Here is an 18,817-nt window from a genome sequence, read left to right on the forward strand (position 1 = left end):
TGCTTTGTGTCATTAGTACCTAATTTTTATAGAATGAAAGAATACTATTATAGTAGATATTATTTATAGAAAGTTATTGGAAAAATTAATTTTATAATTAGGTGTTAATGATCTTTAACTAAATTACAAAAACTGTGGGAGGGAATTGTTTGGCTAAATCTAAATTTGATTACAAAAAACGAATGAATGCAATACGGAAGGTACATATGAAAAGAACTGCTGCGGTTGCAACCACAATAGTATTGGTTACTGCTCCGATAAGCATGCCTAAAAATATGCAAATTCCAGGGTTTGAAACAGGTGTGGTTCAAGCTGCATCGTTAGCAGACGTACAACTTTTACAAGATGTAAGCATCGGGGCAGATGTATCAAATGTTGAAGGTGACGGTCCTTATAATTTAGCTTTGTCAATGACAGGACAAGGTGTTGCTGATGCGGGTGTGCTTAACCCAGAAAAAGTTGCCGTTTTCTATGCACCGGACTTAGCGGGAAAAATGCAGGCGGATGGACAGGCGAATGTACGTGTGGAGATTCTTCCCGTGACGATGGACGATCTTCCAGCATTGAATACTGCTTTAGAGGGCCTACAAGGGACATTGAGTGGCTTAGTAACTGGTTTAATAAGTGGGATTGATGCTGCGTTGCCCGCAATAATTCCTCCTTCACTTGTAGAGATCAATGGACTGGACGAATTAAATGCGGCTATTGATAACCTCAATAATCTAAATACAGCTTTAGCAGATGTTTTAGCGTATGAAGACCAAGTTGATGTTGTCGTAAATGATGATGGATCAGTCGTTGTAGAATTCTCAGACGGTCTTGGAAATCATTTAGAAACAGCTGTCAGAGATGTTGTTCAGAGTGCGCTTGATGATGTTTCTGCTGCTGTTAATAATCTTGAAATAAATATATTAAGCGATTTACCAATTGTAGGAGATTTACTTGGCAGTCTTACGAACGATCTTTTATTGCCGCTTGTAGGAAATGTAACCAATGAGCTAACAAATCTTACAGATCAATTAACAAATGGAACAATTGATTTAACAAATGATTTAGCTGGATTGCAAGTGATTGGTGAAACTACTGTAAATGCTAATGTTTTGGTTGATAAGCCGGCTGAAGTTGAAGGCCAGGTCGAGATTGAAGGTGCCGGAGTAAACACAGGTGTGATTGATGCTGAATTGTTAAGTAGCCTTCAAGATTCTGCAATAGTAGAATTTGATGAACAGGATGATGGCGACGGAGATGCTGACGCCGACGCTGATGCTGATGCTGATGCTGACGCCGACGCTGATGCTGACGCTGATGCTGACGCCGACGCTGATGCTGATGCCGATGCTGATGCCGATGCTGATGCCGATGCTGATGCTGATGCCGATGCTGATGCTGACGCCGATGCCGATGCTGACGCTGATGCTGACGCCGACGCTGATGCCGACGCTGATGCCGACGCCGATGCTGACGCTGATGCCGATGCCGACGCTGATGCTGACGCTGATGCTGACGCCGATGCCGATGCTGACGCCGATGCCGATGCTGACGCCGATGCTGACGCTGATGCTGACGCTGACGCTGACGCTGACGCTGACGCTGACGCCGACGCTGATGCCGATGCTGACGCTGATGCCGATGCCGATGCTGACGCTGACGCCGACGCCGATGCCGATGCTGATGCTGATGCTGATGCCGATGCTGATGCCGACGCTGATGCCGACGCTGATGCCGACGCTGACGCCGATGCTGACGCTGACGCCGATGCTGATGCCGATGCTGACGCCGACGCTGATGCTGATGCTGACGCCGACGCTGATGCCGATGCTGATGCTGATGCTGACGCCGACGCTGATGCCGATGCTGATGCCGATGCTGACGCCGATGCCGATGCTGACGCTGATGCTGACGCCGACGCTGATGCCGACGCTGATGCCGACGCCGATGCTGACGCTGATGCTGACGCTGATGCCGATGCTGACGCTGATGCTGACGCCGATGCTGATGCCGATGCTGATGCTGACGCCGATGCTGACGCCGATGCCGATGCTGACGCCGATGCTGACGCTGATGCTGACGCTGACGCTGATGCTGACGCCGATGCTGATGCCGATGCTGATGCTGACGCCGATGCCGATGCTGACGCCGATGCTGACGCCGATGCTGACGCTGATGCTGACGCTGACGCTGATGCTGACGCCGACGCTGATGCCGATGCTGATGCCGATGCCGATGCTGACGCTGACGCCGATGCTGACGCCGATGCCGATGCTGATGCTGATGCTGATGCCGACGCTGATGCCGACGCTGATGCCGACGCTGATGCTGACGCTGATGCCGATGCCGATGCTGACGCTGACGCCGATGCTGACGCCGATGCCGATGCTGACGCCGATGCCGATGCTGATGCTGATGCCGATGCTGATGCCGACGCCGACGCTGATGCCGACGCTGATGCCGACGCTGACGCCGATGCTGACGCTGACGCCGATGCTGATGCTGATGCCGATGCTGATGCCGATGCCGACGCTGACTCCGATTCGGACGCTGATGGAGACGGAGATGATGGCTTAATTTTAGATATTCCAACTGTTGAAGATGCATATGATGGTGAGACTGAAGTTATAGGAACAGGTGAGTCAGGATCGACTGTTCATGTTAAAGACGAAGCAGGAAATGAATTAGGTACAGGAGAAGTTGATGCAGACGGAAACTTCACAGTTGAATTAGAATCGCCATTAGAAGAAGGAATGGAGCTTGAAGTAACCCAATCTCAAGAAGATGAAGATGGTGAAACTGTCGAAAGTGATCCAGCTTATGTGACTGTTCTAGCAAGCGAAGATGAAGATGGGGACGGCGATGCCGACGCCGATGCTGACGCTGATGCAGACAAGGATAACGGATCTAGCGAAGACAACGGTGCTGATACTGGTATTATTGGAGGTATTGGAAGCACAGGTGGTGGAGCTGGTGGATCCCCTGAACACAGTGGTTTAACTGGAAACACAAATACTGTTGATGGAAGTAATACCGATGGTTACGGAGAAGGGAATAAACTTCCGGATACTGCTACATCAACGTATAACTGGTTATTCGCTGGTTTGCTGGCGATGATGGCTGGAGCAGCTGGACTGTTTACCCGTAGAAAGAAAGATAAAATAGTTAAGAAACATTAAGCGACACAAATAGAAAGGATAATAATTAGCCTATATTCTAACATGGATATAGGCTGATTATTTTCATTGTTAAAGGAGAGCTGATTGATGTGAGTGAGGAAAAGACACAATTAGGTTACGTACATAAAATGATCGATGGGTTTGAAGAACAGTTTAATAAGAAAATAGAAAATGGTACATTGGGAATAGTGAAAGTAGATGAAGAGTCAAGATATATCCTATTTTTATCTGTGGGAAATCCCTCTATTCGGGCACGTGTTTATAAAACTGCTGCAACGAATTATTCAAAGGCATTTAACAATATTCGAGAAAAAGCAATCGATCTCGTTCGTAAAAATCAAATCGATCCACAATGGATTAAAATTGACGTAGTAAACAGTGTAAGCCAATTGCCTTTTGAAGATTTGCAAAAAGAGATAGCAAAAACTAGGAAAAATTACTTTCGTTCAGGCATAGCTTTTGATGCAGGATTTCGCATGGCTTTTTTAGAACAAGAAATAAATGGGAATGCCATGATTAGAGATGGGAAAAATACATCGCTGCAATTAAATGAAAAAAATATTAATCACTATTTAAACTTTAATAACAAGCATAATAATCGCCTGCCTTTCATGAAAAAAATGTATCAAAATAAATCTGTCTACCTCTTTAATACAATAAGCATCTTTAAAAATAGAGATGATCAACAATTTTATGATTTATATAATGGAGCACTTACAAATGGCATTAGAAAAATAGATAATATCAAAGATGAGGCTAGGTTGCTAATAGAGCATTCTGCTTACTATCTAGTTGATCAGGTTAAAGCAGATGGTCAATTTGAATATGGATATTTCTCCCCATTTGCCAAAAAAATTGGGACGTACAACATATTACGTCATTCCAGTTCGCTGTATTCGATGGCGGAAGCTTACGAGGTTTTACAGGATAAACAAATTATCGATACGGTTGAAAAAGGGTTAGACTATTTAATCCGTGAAGCGATCGTATATAAAGCCGATGCCGATGAGGAAACAGCCTTTGTTGTGGATAATGCGAATCACCAGGAAATCAAATTAGGTTCAAGTGCAACTGCTATTTTGGCAATGACAAAATATATGGAAATGACAAAGTCTGATAAATTCCTTAAGGTTGCTCAAGCACTGGCACGAGGGATTATTCAAATGAAGACCCCGAGTGGTGGTTTTGTGCATGTTTTAAGCTATCCAACGTTCGAAATTAAAGACCTTTATAGAATCATTTATTATGAAGGGGAAGCCATCTTTTCATTGTTACGCTTGTATGAGATAGATAAAAACGATTTATGGCTGAATGAAGTGAAAAAATCATTTGATTACTTTATAGCTAATGATTATTGGAAACATCATGACCATTGGCTAAGTTATGCAGCGAATGAGTTAACTGACTACATACCAGAAGATATATATTTTATTTTTGGATTAAAGAATTGTAATAATAGGCTCAACTTCATATATCATCGAGAAACGACTTATCCAACATTTTTAGAACTGACGATGGCTGCTTATAAGATAATAGATAAGATAAAGAAACTTGATAAGTTATACTTACTAGAATATATTGATGAGGATTTTCTGGAAAAAACAATTGATAAACGTGCTGAATATCAGCGGGTAGGATTTTTCTATCCTGAAATGGCGATGTATACAAAGGATCCAAGTCTTATATTAAATGGATTTTTTATTCGTCATCATTCCTTCCGTGTACGAATTGATGACGTGGAGCACTATTTATCAGGGTATTGCCAATACCTTCAATTTCGAATTCCGCACTTACAGGGTGAACTGGATAAAACGATTATAGGGGTTTAGGATAGCACGAATAGTAATCCAATAAGGGGTATATATTTATGTTGAAAATGATTTCTAAACTATTGATTATCGCCGGAATGATCATGCTTGTTTTCGGTGCAGGTAGGCTGGTGCTAACACACTTTCAACAAGAAAAAGCATTAAAGGAAGCAAAGCAGATTAGTTCTGAACATGATGGTACAGAAAAGGAAGATAGATTTAGGAACCCAATATAGTGAGATGAAAGAGGGAGATACAATTGGCCTTCTGTATATCCCGCGCCTTGATCGTGAAATACCGATTATTTCCGGTACCGATGAAGATGAGCTGGCTAAAGGAGTTGGGCATTATTCCAGTACTGCATTGCCGGGGCAAAAAGATCAAATTTTGTTATCTGGTCACCGGGATACTGTTTTTCGCCAATTTGGAGAGCTGGAAAATGGTGATGAAATTCAGGTGAAGATGGAAAGCGAAACATTTGTTTACGAGATTTATGATACGGAAATTGTTGATGCGGATGATAGATCGATCATTCAACCGACAGCTCCGGACGAAGTGTTAACTTTATCAACTTGTTATCCTTTTTCATACATCGGAAACGCTCCGGATCGATATATCGTTTATGCAAAATAATAAACAGTGCTGTGTACATTAATCGATCGTATATAGCGCTGTTTCGTTTATATTTATAATATATTCGTTTAGGGTTTTACAAGATGTATCAGATATACGTAGTTTTGGGATGAATTATCGCATGCTATGTATATAAAGGCACGACAATTTTGTAACCAGAACAACTATATTGTTATCTCTATTCAGTCCTCACTCAATACAACTCTATATATCAAATATTTGAAAACGCTATCAAAGTAGAGTTAAATAGAGATAGATAGAAGAAAGGGGAGAGGGACCTTGAGCACAAAACAAACAGTTTATGTCAATACATTTACAGACGGTATTCTTGATCCGGAGAGGGAAATGGAATATGTCGTAAAAGATGGCGGGCATATTGTGGCCAATACAGCTCCAGGATGTTGGGGGCCAATGATTACACCAGCCTTAAAAGGTGGTCATGAAGTTACTAATCCTGTTTATGTGGAAGGTGCGGAAATCGGAGATGCGATTGCCATTCACATTAAATCAATAGAAGTCACATCAATGGTCACTGCATCGGGAAATGATAAACCAGTTGAGGGACGTTTCAACGGAGATCCATTTGTAGCTGCTAAGTGTCCGGAATGTGGTACATTGAACCCGGAAACGGTTATAAAGGGAATCGGCGAAAAGGCCATTCATTGCAAAAACTGTGATGCGGATATTACCCCGTTTGCTTTCACACACGCCTACACAATTGCTTTTAACGATAAAAAATCTGTAGGCCTCACTTTAAATAAAGAAGCAGCCGAAATAGTTGCAAAAGATGGAAAGAAATATATGAATACACCAGAAAACTCAATTCAAAATCCAATCGTTACCTTCGCTCCAAATGGGATGCCAGGAACGATTGCACGACTTAGACCATTTTTAGGTCAGTTAGGTACAACCCCTGCTCGGGCATTGCCAGATTCACATAATGCAGGTGACTTTGGACAATTTTTGATAGGAGCTCCGCATGATTATGGAATTACTCAGGAACAGCTCGGGGACAGGACGGATGGCCACATGGATATCAATCGGGTACGAACAGGAGCGGTTCTGATATGTCCTGTGAAAGTTCAAGGTGGCGGTGTTTACCTGGGGGACATGCACGCAATGCAAGGTGATGGAGAGATTGCAGGCCATACTGCAGATGTATCCGGGATTGTGAATCTACAGGTCAACGTATTAAAAGATATGCAAATAGATGGGCCGTTACTACTTCCAGTTTATGAAGATTTGCCTCACTTGGCAAAACCATTTAGTGAAGAAGAAAAACAACAAGCACTTAAATTGGGTGAACAGTGGGGCGTCAAAGAAATCGAGGAATCTTATCCAATCTCTTTTGTCGGATCCGGCGCAGATCTCAATGAAGCAACGAATAATGGAATGGAAAGAGCTGCGAGTTTTTTTGATATTACTGTTCCAGAAGTAATGAACCGTGCAACTATTAATGGCTCCATCGAGATCGGGCGTCATCCAGGAGTAGTAACAGTTACATTCCTAGTTCCTGAAACGTATTTAAAGAATAAGGGTTTGATAGAGTTAGTTAAAGAGCAGTATGCGTTATAGCATTAGACGGATTAGAGAAGATACGCTTACAGATTGAATGATAGGTAAATCTTAGAGAAGAATGCACGAACGCATTTATCCAGAAAGTGTTTGGAAACATTATATTTAGATATGTATTCGTGATTCTTACAGTCCTTTAAAATGAGCCATTGCCTATTAGGTGATGGCTCAAAATTATGTTATAGGTTTACATTATAAAGCAGAAGTAGGATATATTTGTTTAGAATTAAGATGGAATGACAAAATTGAAATGGCAAGTCTTATATAAAAATGATTAACATAAAAGTGGATACACACGGAAAAACATTGAGCAGTGCACTACTTGAGATGGAAATTGTCTAAAGTATTTTTTATCTGAGTTAGTACTACTAGTCTTTTGATTTTATTTACAATTCTTTACCTCCCCTTAATCTTCAATTAATAGTCTTGCTTTATAATAATAAATAAATACTGAAAAGGGAGAGGTTAAAATTATGTTCCGTAAATTCACGATTTTATCTATGACAACAATGTTTTTAATGTCCATGTTTACAATTCCGGTACTCGCATCCAGTAGTGAAACACCGGCAATTAAACAACAGCAGAAAATGGTTAATATTGCACATCGTGGTGCCTCCGGTCATGCACCAGAAAATACAATAGCTGCCTTTGATAAAGCATTTGAAATGAAGGCGGATTATATTGAAATAGATGTACAACAGACAAGGGATGGAAGGTTAGTAGTCATCCATGACACAACAATAGATCGTACTACAAATGGAACGGGATCCGTTAGTGATTACACACTTGAGGAGCTTAGACAACTCGATGCGGGGACTTGGTTTGGTAAGGACTTTATCGGTGAACAGATACCTACATTTGAGGAAATATTGGACAGGTATCGTGGAAAGATCGGGATATTAATAGAATTAAAGTCACCTGAACTGTATCCAGGTGTGGAGGAAAAGGTTATCGATGCCTTAATCGAGCGTAATATGCACAGGCCTAATAACCAAAAAGTTATTATCCAGTCATTCAATCATGAATCAGTAAAAAAATCAAAGGAACTTGTACCTAACATACCCCATGGTGTTCTTACCGACTCATCGTGGGCAGACGTTACAGATGAACAGCTAGCAGAGTTTGCAGCATATGCCGATTTTTATAACCCAAATATGAATATCGTCACACATGAGCTTGTTGAGAGAGTTCAAGATAAGGGGCTGAAGATGTATCCCTATACTGTACGAACCCAGGAACAAGCAGACAACTTATTTGAGCTAGGTGTTGATGGTATCATAACTGACTTTCCTGAATATGTTTATAAGCATCCTGTGAAGAAGTAAGGAATGATGGTAGATTAGTAATCTATTTTTTCAGCGATTTAACCCGGTTTCATCATAGGAGGGGGCTGGATCTGGTTCAGAATTTATAACCGATTTGTTTCCCTGATATCGAATAAAATATGCAGTGTCGAAGCGCCTTTTCATAAAAGGCGCTTATTAATGTTAGGCCTTTGTTGTGTTTGTTTTGGTATCAATAGGGTAAATATCATCTAATCTAGTGAAGTTTTACTTTAACCTGTTTTAACATCGCTACTATAAGAAAGCTAACAATCACTAATAAGACCCAGGAACTCACCTTTCCTAGATGAACGAGACTCCAAGCATCAGTTTGGTTTGGGTATTCCCAAGCGCCAAAGAACGTTGCGAAGTTTTCAGCTATCCATATAAAAAATCCAATGAGCACAAAAGAAAGTGCGAGTGGCATACGGAAACGGGTGCCATCAACCTCGTATGTGATCCATGACTTCCAAAAAATAATAATTATAAGTCCAGATAACCACCAACGAACATCAATCCAATAATGATGCGTGAAAAAATTTAAATATATCGCAGCTGCAAGCATAAAAACGACCCAAAACGGTGGCCACTTAACGAGTTCAACCTTTAATCTTCTCCAAGCCTGGCAAAGGTAACTTGCCACACTTGCATACATGAACCCGCTATATAAAGGCACTCCAAAAAGTTTGAAATATCCTTCCTCTGGATAAGACCAAGAGCCCATATGTACCTTGAAAATTTCAAGTGATAGTCCAATAAGGTGGAACAATGTGATAACCTTTAGTTCATCACGTGTTTCAAGTCCAGAACGTACCATCCACCACTGCATCAGAAGAAAGATGATGAGTAGCCAGTCATACCGTGGTAGGAAGGGGAGTGTCACGATTTGTGTGAAAGCTAAAGAAACAAAAATAACGACAGGAAACAAACATGATAGGGCCTCCTCCCAACCAAAAAGAACGAGTCGTTTTAGTGCCCTCATGATTTGTGCCTTCAACGTTTTCTTCTGTGAATCAATTTGAATGGTTTTATTCATGAATAACTCCCCTTCTATACATTTGATTCATTGAATAATGGATTTTTTTACTTTCAATGTTAAATATTTCCTCAGTATTAATTTTGTGAGTTTTCATCACATCGGTATTCTAAAACATCTCCGGGCTGACATTCTAAAGCCTTGCAAATCGCCTCTAAAGTGGATAATCGAATCGCTTTTGCCTTTCCGTTTTTCAATATAGAAAGGTTAGCCATTGTTATTCCAACCCTCTCCGAAAGTTCTGTCACGCTCATTTTTCGTTTAGCCAGCATCACATCAATATTGATTATAATCGCCACGTTATTCACCTCAGACCGTTAATTCATTTTCTGACTTTATATCGATCGCATTTTTTAATAGCTTTTGAAGAACAGCGGCAAAGACTGCAATCACCATGCAACCAAAAATAATGACCATCCCTATCAGTATAATACCTGGGGCATCGTCTACCTCTGCTATAAGATATAAGAGCGGCATAAATACCACATACAAGGCACCGATGACGATGGCACAGTTTTTGATATTTTTTAAAGACTTTACAGATGATTCCGAGAAAGCTTTGTTGTTATCAATATAGCTTAAAAGTTTTAAAGTCTGATACAATGCAGCAAAAAATGCGATCGCTGTTACATATAATCCGATTAAAAAAGGATATTGCAAATAAGCTAACTTTGGGTTTAATTCCGCGAAATATTCAGCTATCCCTGGCAATAAAAATATACACAAAGCAAGGATAGGGAGTCCCATAAGAACAACAACGAACTTTAAAAAGAATGTTTCTCTTTTCATAAAACGCACCTCACCTATTTATTATAAATTTTATTTTAACACGATATTTATCGTTTTACAATAAATTAATATTGATAATCGTTGCGTTATTATTGTTTTATAAAAGTCCTTAAAGGTTTAAGTTTGAAAAACTCATTATTCGAAAGCACTTTGAAACGAGGAAGAATATATTCGTTATCAATCGCAAGGAGAAAATCATGCTGCAATTTAATTTTCCCATAGCTGACGAAATAATCATTAGGTGAACAACACTGGTGACCCCTTTATTTTGATTGCCATGAATCGGGCATTAGAAAAGAGTGAGGCGAAATAGATTGTCCCATAAGTTCATGAAGTAACTGTTGAAAAAAGAAACAATAATATTCTATTCATCCTCTTGACAAGATTATCTGGAGAGTATAAAATGTTTTTGATGCGAAAAACAACAGTTTTAATAGAGTCTGTACTATTCTAAGCAACAAATAGAAAGTGTGTTGTAAATGATCTATGTGAGTTATTGGTGATATTGTTGCTAAGGTAATAGAAATTCTAGTACGTTTTCAATTTGCAAATGAGTAACCAGGAATAAAGGATAAGTAGTTTAAAATAAATTTTAATACTTAACCCCTTTTGTAAGCACTATCAATTGTGGTGACAAATTCAACCGGGTAGTCAGTTGTTGAAAGCGTATAACATAGGAGGTAGGAACAATCTGTATACGTCGTCATGATAGAAATAAATTACAACATCTTCATCTATAAAACTACTAAAGTTTAAATCAGGAGGGTTAATATGCCATTAATCATTGTTGCAATAGGGGTACTACTATTACTTATTTTAATTATGAAGTTTAAATTAAACACATTTGTTTCATTAATTATTGTTTCATTCATTGTAGCTTTAGCACTTGGAATGCCCATGGAAGATATTGTTGATTCGATTGAAAGCGGTTTAGGCGGGACCCTTGGTCATATTGGATTAATATTCGGGATGGGCGCAATGCTCGGCAGATTAATTGCAGATTCTGGCGGAGCTAATCGTATTGCTATTACCCTAATTGACAAATTTGGGGAAAAAAGAATTCAATGGGCTGTTCTATTTGCCTCATTTATAGTTGGTATTGCATTATTCCTTGAAGTTGCTATTGTCTTATTAGTTCCAATTATATTCTCGATTGCAAAGGAATTAAAAATTTCTATTGTAAAATTAGGACTACCTATGGTTACTGCTGCTTTAGCAACACATGCTTTCTTACCTCCGCATCCGGGACCAACAGTAGTGGCTGCAGAATATGGTGCAAATATTGGTTTGGTTTTAATTTACGGAATTATTGTTGCTGCACCAACAGTTGTTTTAGCGGGTATTCTGTATCCTAAACTTGCTAAAAAGATTGTGCCAACTGCATTTACTAGGGAAGGTAGTGAGTCTTTTGGTGTTCAAAAAACATTCAAAATAGAGGAAACACCTGGTTTTGGTATTAGTATATTTACTGCACTATTCCCTGTTATGTTAATGGCTTTAGGTGCTGTAGTCGATATGATTCAACCAGCTCTAGGGTTTTCGGATAATATGTTAGTGAGAATTATTCGTTTTGTTGGTAATTCTTCGACTGCAATGTTGCTTTCTTTATTGATGGCAACCTATACAATGGGATTGAGGAGGAAGATTCCTATTAATAAATTAATGGAATCTTGTTCTTCGGCAATTAATGCCTTGGGGATGCTACTTTTGATTATTGGTGGCGGCGGTGCACTAAAACAAGTACTTATTGATGGTGGCGTTGGTGATTATGTCGCTAATATTTTTGAAGGATCTTCTATGTCGCCTATCTTCTTTGCATGGATGGTCGCAGCAATATTACGTATATGCTTAGGATCTGGCACTGTTGCAACTTTAACAACTGCAGGATTGGTTATTCCGTCGCTTGCTGGAATGCCTGACGTTAACCTAGAGTTAGTCGCACTTGCGACAGGAGCTGGGAGTGCAATTGCATCACATGTTAATGATGCTGGCTTCTGGATGGTTAAGGAATCTTTAGGTATGACCCTAAAAGAAGCATTTGGGACATATACCGTACTATCCACTATAGTCGCTGTATCAGGATTGATATGTACTTTATTATTAGATATGGTTTTATAAAGTAACAGAAGCGACCATTTTATAAAATGGTCGCTTTTTATATTGCTTACAATTTATTAAGGTGAACCACAACATTTGCAAGTTAAATATGATAAATTAAATGAAACAATATATTGATGCAACAATAGTGTCATAGGTTTTTAGTAGGTAAGAATCTGATATTTCATATCTATTATATTTACAGATATGAAAACACACCTTGAAATCGCTTTACCAACTGCTTTTACTTTGGGGAAAATTGGCTTATAATTGTATTGTGTTGCAAAATGCATAGAATGCTTCTTGAACCAATAAAAAGAATAGATAAAAAATCCCCTTACTTAGTTCTAGGTGGGATGATATATTTCTTTAAAAAAGTAAAATTTAATAAGGATGTTTATCTCGATTTTTGTTAAAGAAGGTGAAGGAAAAAATGATAAAAGCATTGGTAATTGTCCCTTATGAGGGATTGTTTGAAATGATGAAAGAAATCAGTGAAGAAGTGGAAGATATTCAATTACAAATCGAATTAGGTAATTTATATGAAGGAGTGGCTATTGCAAAGCATGCTGAAAATGCTGGTTATCATGTCATCATTAGCCGTGGCGGTACAGCTTCAATGATTCAAGAGGCTGTATCTATTCCAGTGATTGACATTCAAGTGTCTGGTTATGATGTGTTACGTATTTTAACACTTGTAAAAGGATTTTCAGGTAAAGCCGCTATCGTTGGGTTCTCGAATATTACACAAGGTGCTTCTACCATATGTAAGCTGCTTGATTTAGACATTAAAACATTAACAATTACAAAGGATATTGAAGTTAAAGAGAAATTGACGTATTTAAAAGAAAATGGCTATGAAGTGGTAATCGGAGATGTGATTACGGTTCAAGCAGCTAAAAAATTAGGTCTGACAGGGGTTCTGATTACATCCGGAAAGGAAGCTATTATTGATGCGTTAGAAGAAGCAAGAAGATCATATCGCTTATTTTCGGGACTACAAAAAGGAATTTCTTTATTTCAATCTATTCTCGATTGTAATGAACAGGCAATAGGGGTTTTCAATAAAGAAGAGAAATTGGTTTATGGAAATGAACGTTTCAATAAGGAATTTTATTGGATGGAATCAGGTAATACGACAGATGTAAAAAAGTTAATACAAGAAACTTCTTTAACACATGAAAAGCAAGCAAAAACGCTTTACATTAATCATTCATTATGGAAAGTAATGACATGTCCTACTGAAGGAGCTATTGTATTGTTTTTTGAAAAAACAGATCCTAACCGATCGATTGTACAAAGTGAGAATATTAACCTGAACGCAATAGAATTGTATACATCCGCTTCCCGTATACCTATTTCAGGAAAAAGTGATCAAATTCAGAAGGTGTTGAATCAAGTAAATCAATACAGTAAAAGTGAAGAACCTGTCTGGATTTCAGGGGAAGAGGGAAATGGAAAAGCATTGGTTGCCCACGCCATTTATTTAAAAAGAAAAACAATGAATGAACCATTGATTACATTGCATTGTGATTTAATAAGTGCAGAACAACTGAAAGATTTAATTAATGAAGACTTTTTTCAAAAATACGCCAGTGGTGTTATTTTCCTTAAAAATATCGATAAATTGAATTCCTATATGCAAAAGGAGTTATTTCATATACTCAAGAATGGAAATGATAAAAAGCCACAATGGCTAGTATCATCTGAGGATGATATTGAAGAAAAAGTTAAAAATGACACATTTCATCGCGGGTTATTTCACATATTGTCGCAGTTGAAAATTCATATACCACCACTTCGGGAACGCAGAACAGATATTGAGGATTTAGCCCATGTATTTATTTCTGAATTGCATCCGAAATATGGAAATGAAGTAGTTGGGATTAGGCTGGATGCTTTGGAGAGGATTATCAGCTATGATTGGCCAGGAAATGTAGGGCAACTTAAACAAGTAATCGAACAATTATTTTTAGAATCAAAATCTTATTATATCGAAAAGGAAGAAGTTGAAATTGTTTTTAAAAGATTAGAGCAGCAAGAAAAGAGGAATGATGCGTTATCACATATTGATATAAGTGGTACATTAGATGAAATTGAAAAACAAGTGCTATCTAAAGTTCTTGAAGATGAAGGAATGAATCAATCAAAAGCAGCTAAACGCTTAGGTATAAATCGATCCACATTGTGGCGCAAGCTAAAATAATAGCTTGCTTTTTCATGTGAAAAAACAAGATGTTATTGATGCAAAATAAGACAATTAATTAAATTATATAATTAAACTTTAAAAACATTGCTAAATGCAACGTTTTAGTTTATTATTATTGTTGAAAGCGTTATAAGCGTTTGGAAATAATAAGAATGTATAGAGATCAAAGGAAAAAAACAATAGGTATATTGCAGAACCTAAAATGAGAAACAAATCAAAAAATACAATGCAATATTAAATAGGCAAGATAAGTCGGAATCAAATAAGCAAAACGTGTAAGCCGAAATTGTAGAAGAAAGGGGGGGCAGAAATAGATGAAACTAGCAGTTATAGCAGATGATTTAACCGGTGCAAATGATACTGGTGTTCAATTTGCAAAAAAAGGTTTAAGCACGACCGTGCTCTTTTCTGATACACAATTACAACCAACTCATTTAAGCGAAGATGCCACTGTTTTAAATTCAGATAGTCGTGCACTAAATCCTCGAAAGGCCTATGATATTGTTTTTAATCTATCAACAGAATTGAACAAATTAGATGTTACAAAAGTATTTAAGAAAATAGATTCGACCATGAGAGGAAATATTGGTGTAGAAATTGATGCAGTAATGGATGTATTTAAATATAAAACTTCATTTGTGGTACCGGCTTTTCCAAAAGGCAATCGAACGACAGTAAATGGAAAACACTATGTTAATCGTGTGCTATTAACAGAAACAGAAATTGCAAATGATCCCTCCTGTCCAGTAAAAGAAAGCTATCTTCCGAAATTGTTGCAAGAGCAAAGTATGCGGGAAGTAGCATTAATTTCAATTTCTGATGTGCGAAAAGGGAAAAGTCATTTATCAGAAAAAATGATTGAGTTGTCCTCAGGTGAAACATCAAAAATTATTATCATTGATGCAACTACTGATGAAGAACTAAAGACGATTGTCGAAGCTACTGAAATTTTACAAGATAATTTCCTGTGGGTTGGTTCAGCTGGGATTGCTTATCATCTTTCAAACACTGCTCATCGTGAAGAAGTATTACTTGAAAGACTAGAGGATGAGCGACCACCGGTACTAGTAGTAGCAGGTAGTGTGAATACGATTACGCATCGACAGATTCAAGATTTGAAAAAAGGGAACAATGTAGAGGAAATTGTTATCTCTCCTGAAGCATTCTTTTATGAAGATAAGAGAGAACTTGAGATTGATCGTATTGTTAAAGCGGGTCAAGCATTACTGGAAAAAGGCGATTTAGTAATAACGACAAATCGTGAGCAAGAGGCAATGAATAGAGTGAAGGAACTTAAACTTAAACTTGATTTATCGAACTTCGAAGTAGGTCATACAATTGCTAAATCTATGGGTGTAATTGCAGGCCGGTTAATTGAAAGCAAGGACATTTGTGGTGCTGTTTTAACAGGTGGAGATATTGCTGGAGCCACATGTAAAGAATTAAATGGTGAAGGCATTCGTGTCATTGGTGAAGTAGAAGCTGGTATTCCTTATGGTAGGTTATTCGGTGGATTTTTTGATGGTATTCCAATTGTTACAAAAGCGGGCGCATTTGGTACAGAGCAAGCACTTTCGAAAGCCCTTCAAACAATTACTAAAGTTAGTGCACATGATATAAACAATGAGTGACGATTTTTAAATCATATAAATGTAAATGGAAAGCATTTTATACGAAATAGGATAAGATAATAGGAGGAATAATTATGGTTACGAATAAACCAAGTATTGCAATTACTATGGGCGATCCCTCAGGAGTTGGACCTGAAATTATCGTCAAATCTTTAAATGATAAAGACATCTATGAAACTTGCCGTCCATTTGTGGTTGGTGATGCTAAAATTATAAAAAGAGCTTTAGGTGTAACAAATATTGAACTTCAATTAAATAGCATTTCAAAACCTGAAGATGCAAAGCACCAATATGGCACAATAGATATTATTGATTTAGATCTAGTTTCTGAAGATTTACCATGGGGACAAGTTTCTCCTGAAGCTGGAAATGCTGCATTTCGTTATTTGGAAAAGGCGATTGCTTATGCGAATGAAGGTAAAATTCAAGGGATTTGTACAGCACCTTTAAATAAAGAGGCGCTTCATAAAGCAGGTCACATTTACCCTGGACACACTGAAATATTAGCGGAATTAACAAATACAAAAGATTTCGCAATGATGCTATCTGCTCCTGGACTCCGAGTGATTCATGTGACAACCCATGTTGGACTTATGGATGCAATTAATAAAATCAATGTTGATCGTCAATATACAGTTATTAAACTTGCGCATGAAACATTACAAAAAGCAGGAATTAAATCACCTCGAATCGCAGTTTGCGGGATTAACCCCCATGCTGGGGAAAATGGACTTTTTGGAAATGGTGAAGAGGAAGAAAAAATTATTCCAGCTATAGAAAAGGCGCAGGAAGAAGGTATTAATGTACAGGGACCACTTCCGGCGGATACATTATTCTTTAGAGCAAAACGCGGTGACTTTGACATTGTTGTTGCACAATATCATGATCAAGGTCATGGGCCAATTAAAGTGTTAGGTCTAGAGGCTGGAGTAAATATTACAGTCGGTCTTCCAACGATCCGTACAAGCGTTGACCATGGGACGGCTTTTGATATCGCTGGGAAAAATATTGCTGATGAACTGTCGCTAAAAGAAGCTCTTCGCATGGCGATTGAATTAGCTCCTGAGAATGAATCATAATTATTTAGCAAGAGATTGTACCGTAGATCTCTTGCTTTCCTTATTATTAAAATTCTGTTGAAGAACGATGTTATCTTGAATTTACTTTGAACTCACTACATCCGTATATTGTTATCATTTTAAAGGGATGTTTCTTAAATAAGGATAAACGGAATTGAATGTTTTTAGTATGAAAGGAGTGCAATTGAATGTCTTTACCAAAATTCGCTAAAATAAAACAAAAATTTCAAGTAGAAAGTATTAAGGATATTGCTGAAACAATTTCAGAACAATTTACTCATGAAAAAGCTGATGAAAAAATAAAGCCTGGCATGGAAATTGCGATCACTGTTGGAAGCAGGGGGATTGCAAATATTCCTTTAATCGTCAAAAGTGTAGCTAATGAAATTAAAAAAAGGGGCGCAATACCGTTTATTATTCCTGCAATGGGAAGTCATGGCGGTGCTACTGCTGAAGGGCAAATCGAGGTACTCAATGGACTAGGTGTAACAGAAGAATCTACAGGGTGTGAGATCCGTTCTTCCATGGATGTAGTTGAAATTGGTAAAACGTCAGCAGGTATCCCGGTTTATATTGATCAACACGCTTATAATGCTGATGGAATCATTGTTATGGGCCGTGTTAAGCCACATACCGATTTTAAAAAAGATATTGAAAGTGGCGTCTTAAAAATGGCTTCCATTGGAATGGGAAAACATAAACAAGCATTAGCTTTACACACGCATGGTATTAAGGGAATTCGTGATATGATGCCTGAAGTTGGTAAGGTAGCCATTCGCAATTCAAACACATTGTTTGGTATAGCAATTGTTGAAAACGCTCATGAAGAAACAACAATCATTGAAGCAATCAATCCAGATCAAATTGAAGAACGCGAAAGAGAATTATTGAAACAAGCATTTGTTTTGATGCCAAGTCTTCCAGTTGATGAAATGGATATTTTAGTAGTGGATGAAATTGGTAAAAACTACAGTGGGACAGGTATGGATACGAATATCATTGGTCGGATCCGTGTATTAGGAGTAGAAGAACCGAAAAAACCTCGTGTGAAATATGTAATTGCTTCAAACTTAAGTGAGGCTAGCCACGGTAATGCATTAGGAATTGGATTAGCCGATTTAACAACGAAGCGTTTATTTGAAAAAATTGATTTAAAAACAATGAATGAAAACGTTGTAACGAGTACGTTTTTAGATAGAGCTAAGATTCCAATTGTTCTTGACAACGATCAAGAAGCATTAGAAGCGGCCCTACGTGCTAATTGGGGTGTTGCATCTATTGAGGCAAGAATTGTACGGATCCCAAACACGCTTCATGTCGGGGAGCTATTTGTATCTGAAGTCATTTTCAATGAGTTAAAAGCTAAAGATAACATTGAAGTATTAGAGGATTTGCATGAAATGAAATTTGATGTAGATGGTTATTTCCTACCGATGTAACACGTATGAAAGCTTTAAATAATAGTAAATGG

At 38.2% G+C, this 18,817-nt stretch carries 15 protein-coding genes and 1 pseudogene; 13 read left to right on the forward strand and 3 right to left on the reverse strand.

Annotated elements, in window-relative coordinates; translation table 11 throughout:
• Nucleotides 1–275 precede the first annotated feature (275 nt).
• The 8 genes and pseudogenes from JOC34_RS22200 to JOC34_RS07340 all read left to right on the forward strand — a co-directional run.
• A pseudogene (locus JOC34_RS22200) lies at nucleotides 276–1,202 on the forward strand (adhesive domain-containing protein); the annotation flags it as partial.
• A gap of 31 nt (nucleotides 1,203–1,233) precedes the next feature.
• Nucleotides 1,234–2,565, forward strand: a complete 1,332-nt coding sequence (locus JOC34_RS22205; protein WP_420856121.1) for a hypothetical protein — start codon at nucleotides 1,234–1,236, stop codon at nucleotides 2,563–2,565.
• Nucleotides 2,566–2,741: 176 nt separating this feature from the next.
• Nucleotides 2,742–3,167: an LPXTG cell wall anchor domain-containing protein gene (locus JOC34_RS22210; protein WP_420856119.1), complete on the forward strand. Its 426-nt coding sequence runs from the start codon at nucleotides 2,742–2,744 to the stop codon at nucleotides 3,165–3,167.
• An 89-nt stretch (nucleotides 3,168–3,256) separates the two neighbouring features.
• Nucleotides 3,257–4,996: a glycoside hydrolase family 88 protein gene (locus JOC34_RS07320; RefSeq protein ID WP_205136100.1), complete on the forward strand. Its 1,740-nt coding sequence runs from the start codon at nucleotides 3,257–3,259 to the stop codon at nucleotides 4,994–4,996.
• A gap of 38 nt (nucleotides 4,997–5,034) precedes the next feature.
• Nucleotides 5,035–5,211, forward strand: a complete 177-nt coding sequence (locus JOC34_RS07325; protein ID WP_205136101.1) for a hypothetical protein — start codon at nucleotides 5,035–5,037, stop codon at nucleotides 5,209–5,211.
• Entirely contained in the window at nucleotides 5,168–5,608 is a 441-nt protein-coding gene (locus JOC34_RS07330; protein ID WP_205136102.1) for a class D sortase, read from the forward strand. The genes JOC34_RS07325 and JOC34_RS07330 overlap by 44 nt, the downstream gene beginning before the upstream one ends.
• Before the next feature lie 279 nt (nucleotides 5,609–5,887).
• Nucleotides 5,888–7,183: an acetamidase/formamidase family protein gene (locus tag JOC34_RS07335; RefSeq protein ID WP_205136103.1), complete on the forward strand. Its 1,296-nt coding sequence runs from the start codon at nucleotides 5,888–5,890 to the stop codon at nucleotides 7,181–7,183.
• Nucleotides 7,184–7,656: 473 nt separating this feature from the next.
• Nucleotides 7,657–8,508: a glycerophosphodiester phosphodiesterase gene (locus tag JOC34_RS07340; protein WP_205136104.1), complete on the forward strand. Its 852-nt coding sequence runs from the start codon at nucleotides 7,657–7,659 to the stop codon at nucleotides 8,506–8,508.
• 214 nt (nucleotides 8,509–8,722) lie between these two features.
• On the opposite strand, the gene JOC34_RS07345 is transcribed toward JOC34_RS07340, so the two are convergent.
• From JOC34_RS07345 to JOC34_RS07355, 3 genes are all read right to left on the reverse strand, one after another.
• On the reverse strand, nucleotides 8,723–9,487 hold the full coding sequence (locus tag JOC34_RS07345) for a DUF817 domain-containing protein (protein WP_205136365.1): 765 nt from the start codon (nucleotides 9,485–9,487) through the stop codon (nucleotides 8,723–8,725).
• A 131-nt stretch (nucleotides 9,488–9,618) separates the two neighbouring features.
• Nucleotides 9,619–9,840 (reverse strand): helix-turn-helix domain-containing protein, encoded by a 222-nt coding sequence (locus JOC34_RS07350; protein ID WP_205136105.1) that lies wholly within the window; start codon nucleotides 9,838–9,840, stop codon nucleotides 9,619–9,621.
• Nucleotides 9,841–9,850: 10 nt separating this feature from the next.
• The gene (locus tag JOC34_RS07355; protein WP_205136106.1) at nucleotides 9,851–10,330 is read right to left on the reverse strand and encodes a DUF2975 domain-containing protein; all 480 of its coding nucleotides are present in this window, start codon (nucleotides 10,328–10,330) and stop codon (nucleotides 9,851–9,853) included.
• 771 nt (nucleotides 10,331–11,101) lie between these two features.
• Between JOC34_RS07355 and JOC34_RS07360 the strand changes: the two genes are divergently transcribed.
• From JOC34_RS07360 to JOC34_RS07380, 5 genes are all read left to right on the forward strand, one after another.
• Entirely contained in the window at nucleotides 11,102–12,448 is a 1,347-nt protein-coding gene (locus JOC34_RS07360; RefSeq protein ID WP_205136107.1) for a gluconate:H+ symporter, read from the forward strand.
• A gap of 412 nt (nucleotides 12,449–12,860) precedes the next feature.
• A complete protein-coding gene (locus JOC34_RS07365; protein ID WP_205136108.1) occupies nucleotides 12,861–14,633 on the forward strand; it encodes a PrpR N-terminal domain-containing protein in 1,773 nt (590 codons plus the stop codon).
• A gap of 317 nt (nucleotides 14,634–14,950) precedes the next feature.
• Nucleotides 14,951–16,267, forward strand: a complete 1,317-nt coding sequence (locus tag JOC34_RS07370) for a four-carbon acid sugar kinase family protein (RefSeq protein WP_205136109.1) — start codon at nucleotides 14,951–14,953, stop codon at nucleotides 16,265–16,267.
• 74 nt (nucleotides 16,268–16,341) lie between these two features.
• Nucleotides 16,342–17,346: a 4-hydroxythreonine-4-phosphate dehydrogenase PdxA gene (pdxA, locus tag JOC34_RS07375; protein ID WP_205136110.1), complete on the forward strand. Its 1,005-nt coding sequence runs from the start codon at nucleotides 16,342–16,344 to the stop codon at nucleotides 17,344–17,346.
• Nucleotides 17,347–17,534: 188 nt separating this feature from the next.
• Nucleotides 17,535–18,785, forward strand: a complete 1,251-nt coding sequence (locus JOC34_RS07380) for a nickel pincer cofactor-dependent isomerase, group 22 (protein WP_205136111.1) — start codon at nucleotides 17,535–17,537, stop codon at nucleotides 18,783–18,785.
• Nucleotides 18,786–18,817: the final 32 nt, after the last annotated feature.

Source organism: Virgibacillus halotolerans (assembly GCF_016908515.1).
GTDB lineage: Bacteria > Bacillota > Bacilli > Bacillales > Amphibacillaceae > Virgibacillus_M > Virgibacillus_M halotolerans.

Bases quoted from the DNA above. Each gene is read 5' to 3' on its own strand.
- JOC34_RS07345 (WP_205136365.1), bottom strand. From the start codon at position 9,487: ATGAGGGCACTAAAACGACTCGTTCTTTTTGGTTGGGAGGAGGCCCTA.
- JOC34_RS07370 (WP_205136109.1), top strand. From the start codon at position 14,951: ATGAAACTAGCAGTTATAGCAGATGATTTAACCGGTGCAAATGATACT.
- JOC34_RS07325 (WP_205136101.1), top strand. From the start codon at position 5,035: ATGTTGAAAATGATTTCTAAACTATTGATTATCGCCGGAATGATCATG.
- pdxA (WP_205136110.1), top strand. From the start codon at position 16,342: ATGGTTACGAATAAACCAAGTATTGCAATTACTATGGGCGATCCCTCA.
- JOC34_RS22210 (WP_420856119.1), top strand. From the start codon at position 2,742: ATGGAGCTTGAAGTAACCCAATCTCAAGAAGATGAAGATGGTGAAACT.
- JOC34_RS07340 (WP_205136104.1), top strand. From the start codon at position 7,657: ATGTTCCGTAAATTCACGATTTTATCTATGACAACAATGTTTTTAATG.
- JOC34_RS07380 (WP_205136111.1), top strand. From the start codon at position 17,535: ATGTCTTTACCAAAATTCGCTAAAATAAAACAAAAATTTCAAGTAGAA.
- JOC34_RS22205 (WP_420856121.1), top strand. From the start codon at position 1,234: ATGGCGACGGAGATGCTGACGCCGACGCTGATGCTGATGCTGATGCTG.
- JOC34_RS07355 (WP_205136106.1), bottom strand. From the start codon at position 10,330: ATGAAAAGAGAAACATTCTTTTTAAAGTTCGTTGTTGTTCTTATGGGA.
- JOC34_RS07360 (WP_205136107.1), top strand. From the start codon at position 11,102: ATGCCATTAATCATTGTTGCAATAGGGGTACTACTATTACTTATTTTA.
- JOC34_RS07365 (WP_205136108.1), top strand. From the start codon at position 12,861: ATGATAAAAGCATTGGTAATTGTCCCTTATGAGGGATTGTTTGAAATG.
- JOC34_RS07330 (WP_205136102.1), top strand. From the start codon at position 5,168: ATGATGGTACAGAAAAGGAAGATAGATTTAGGAACCCAATATAGTGAG.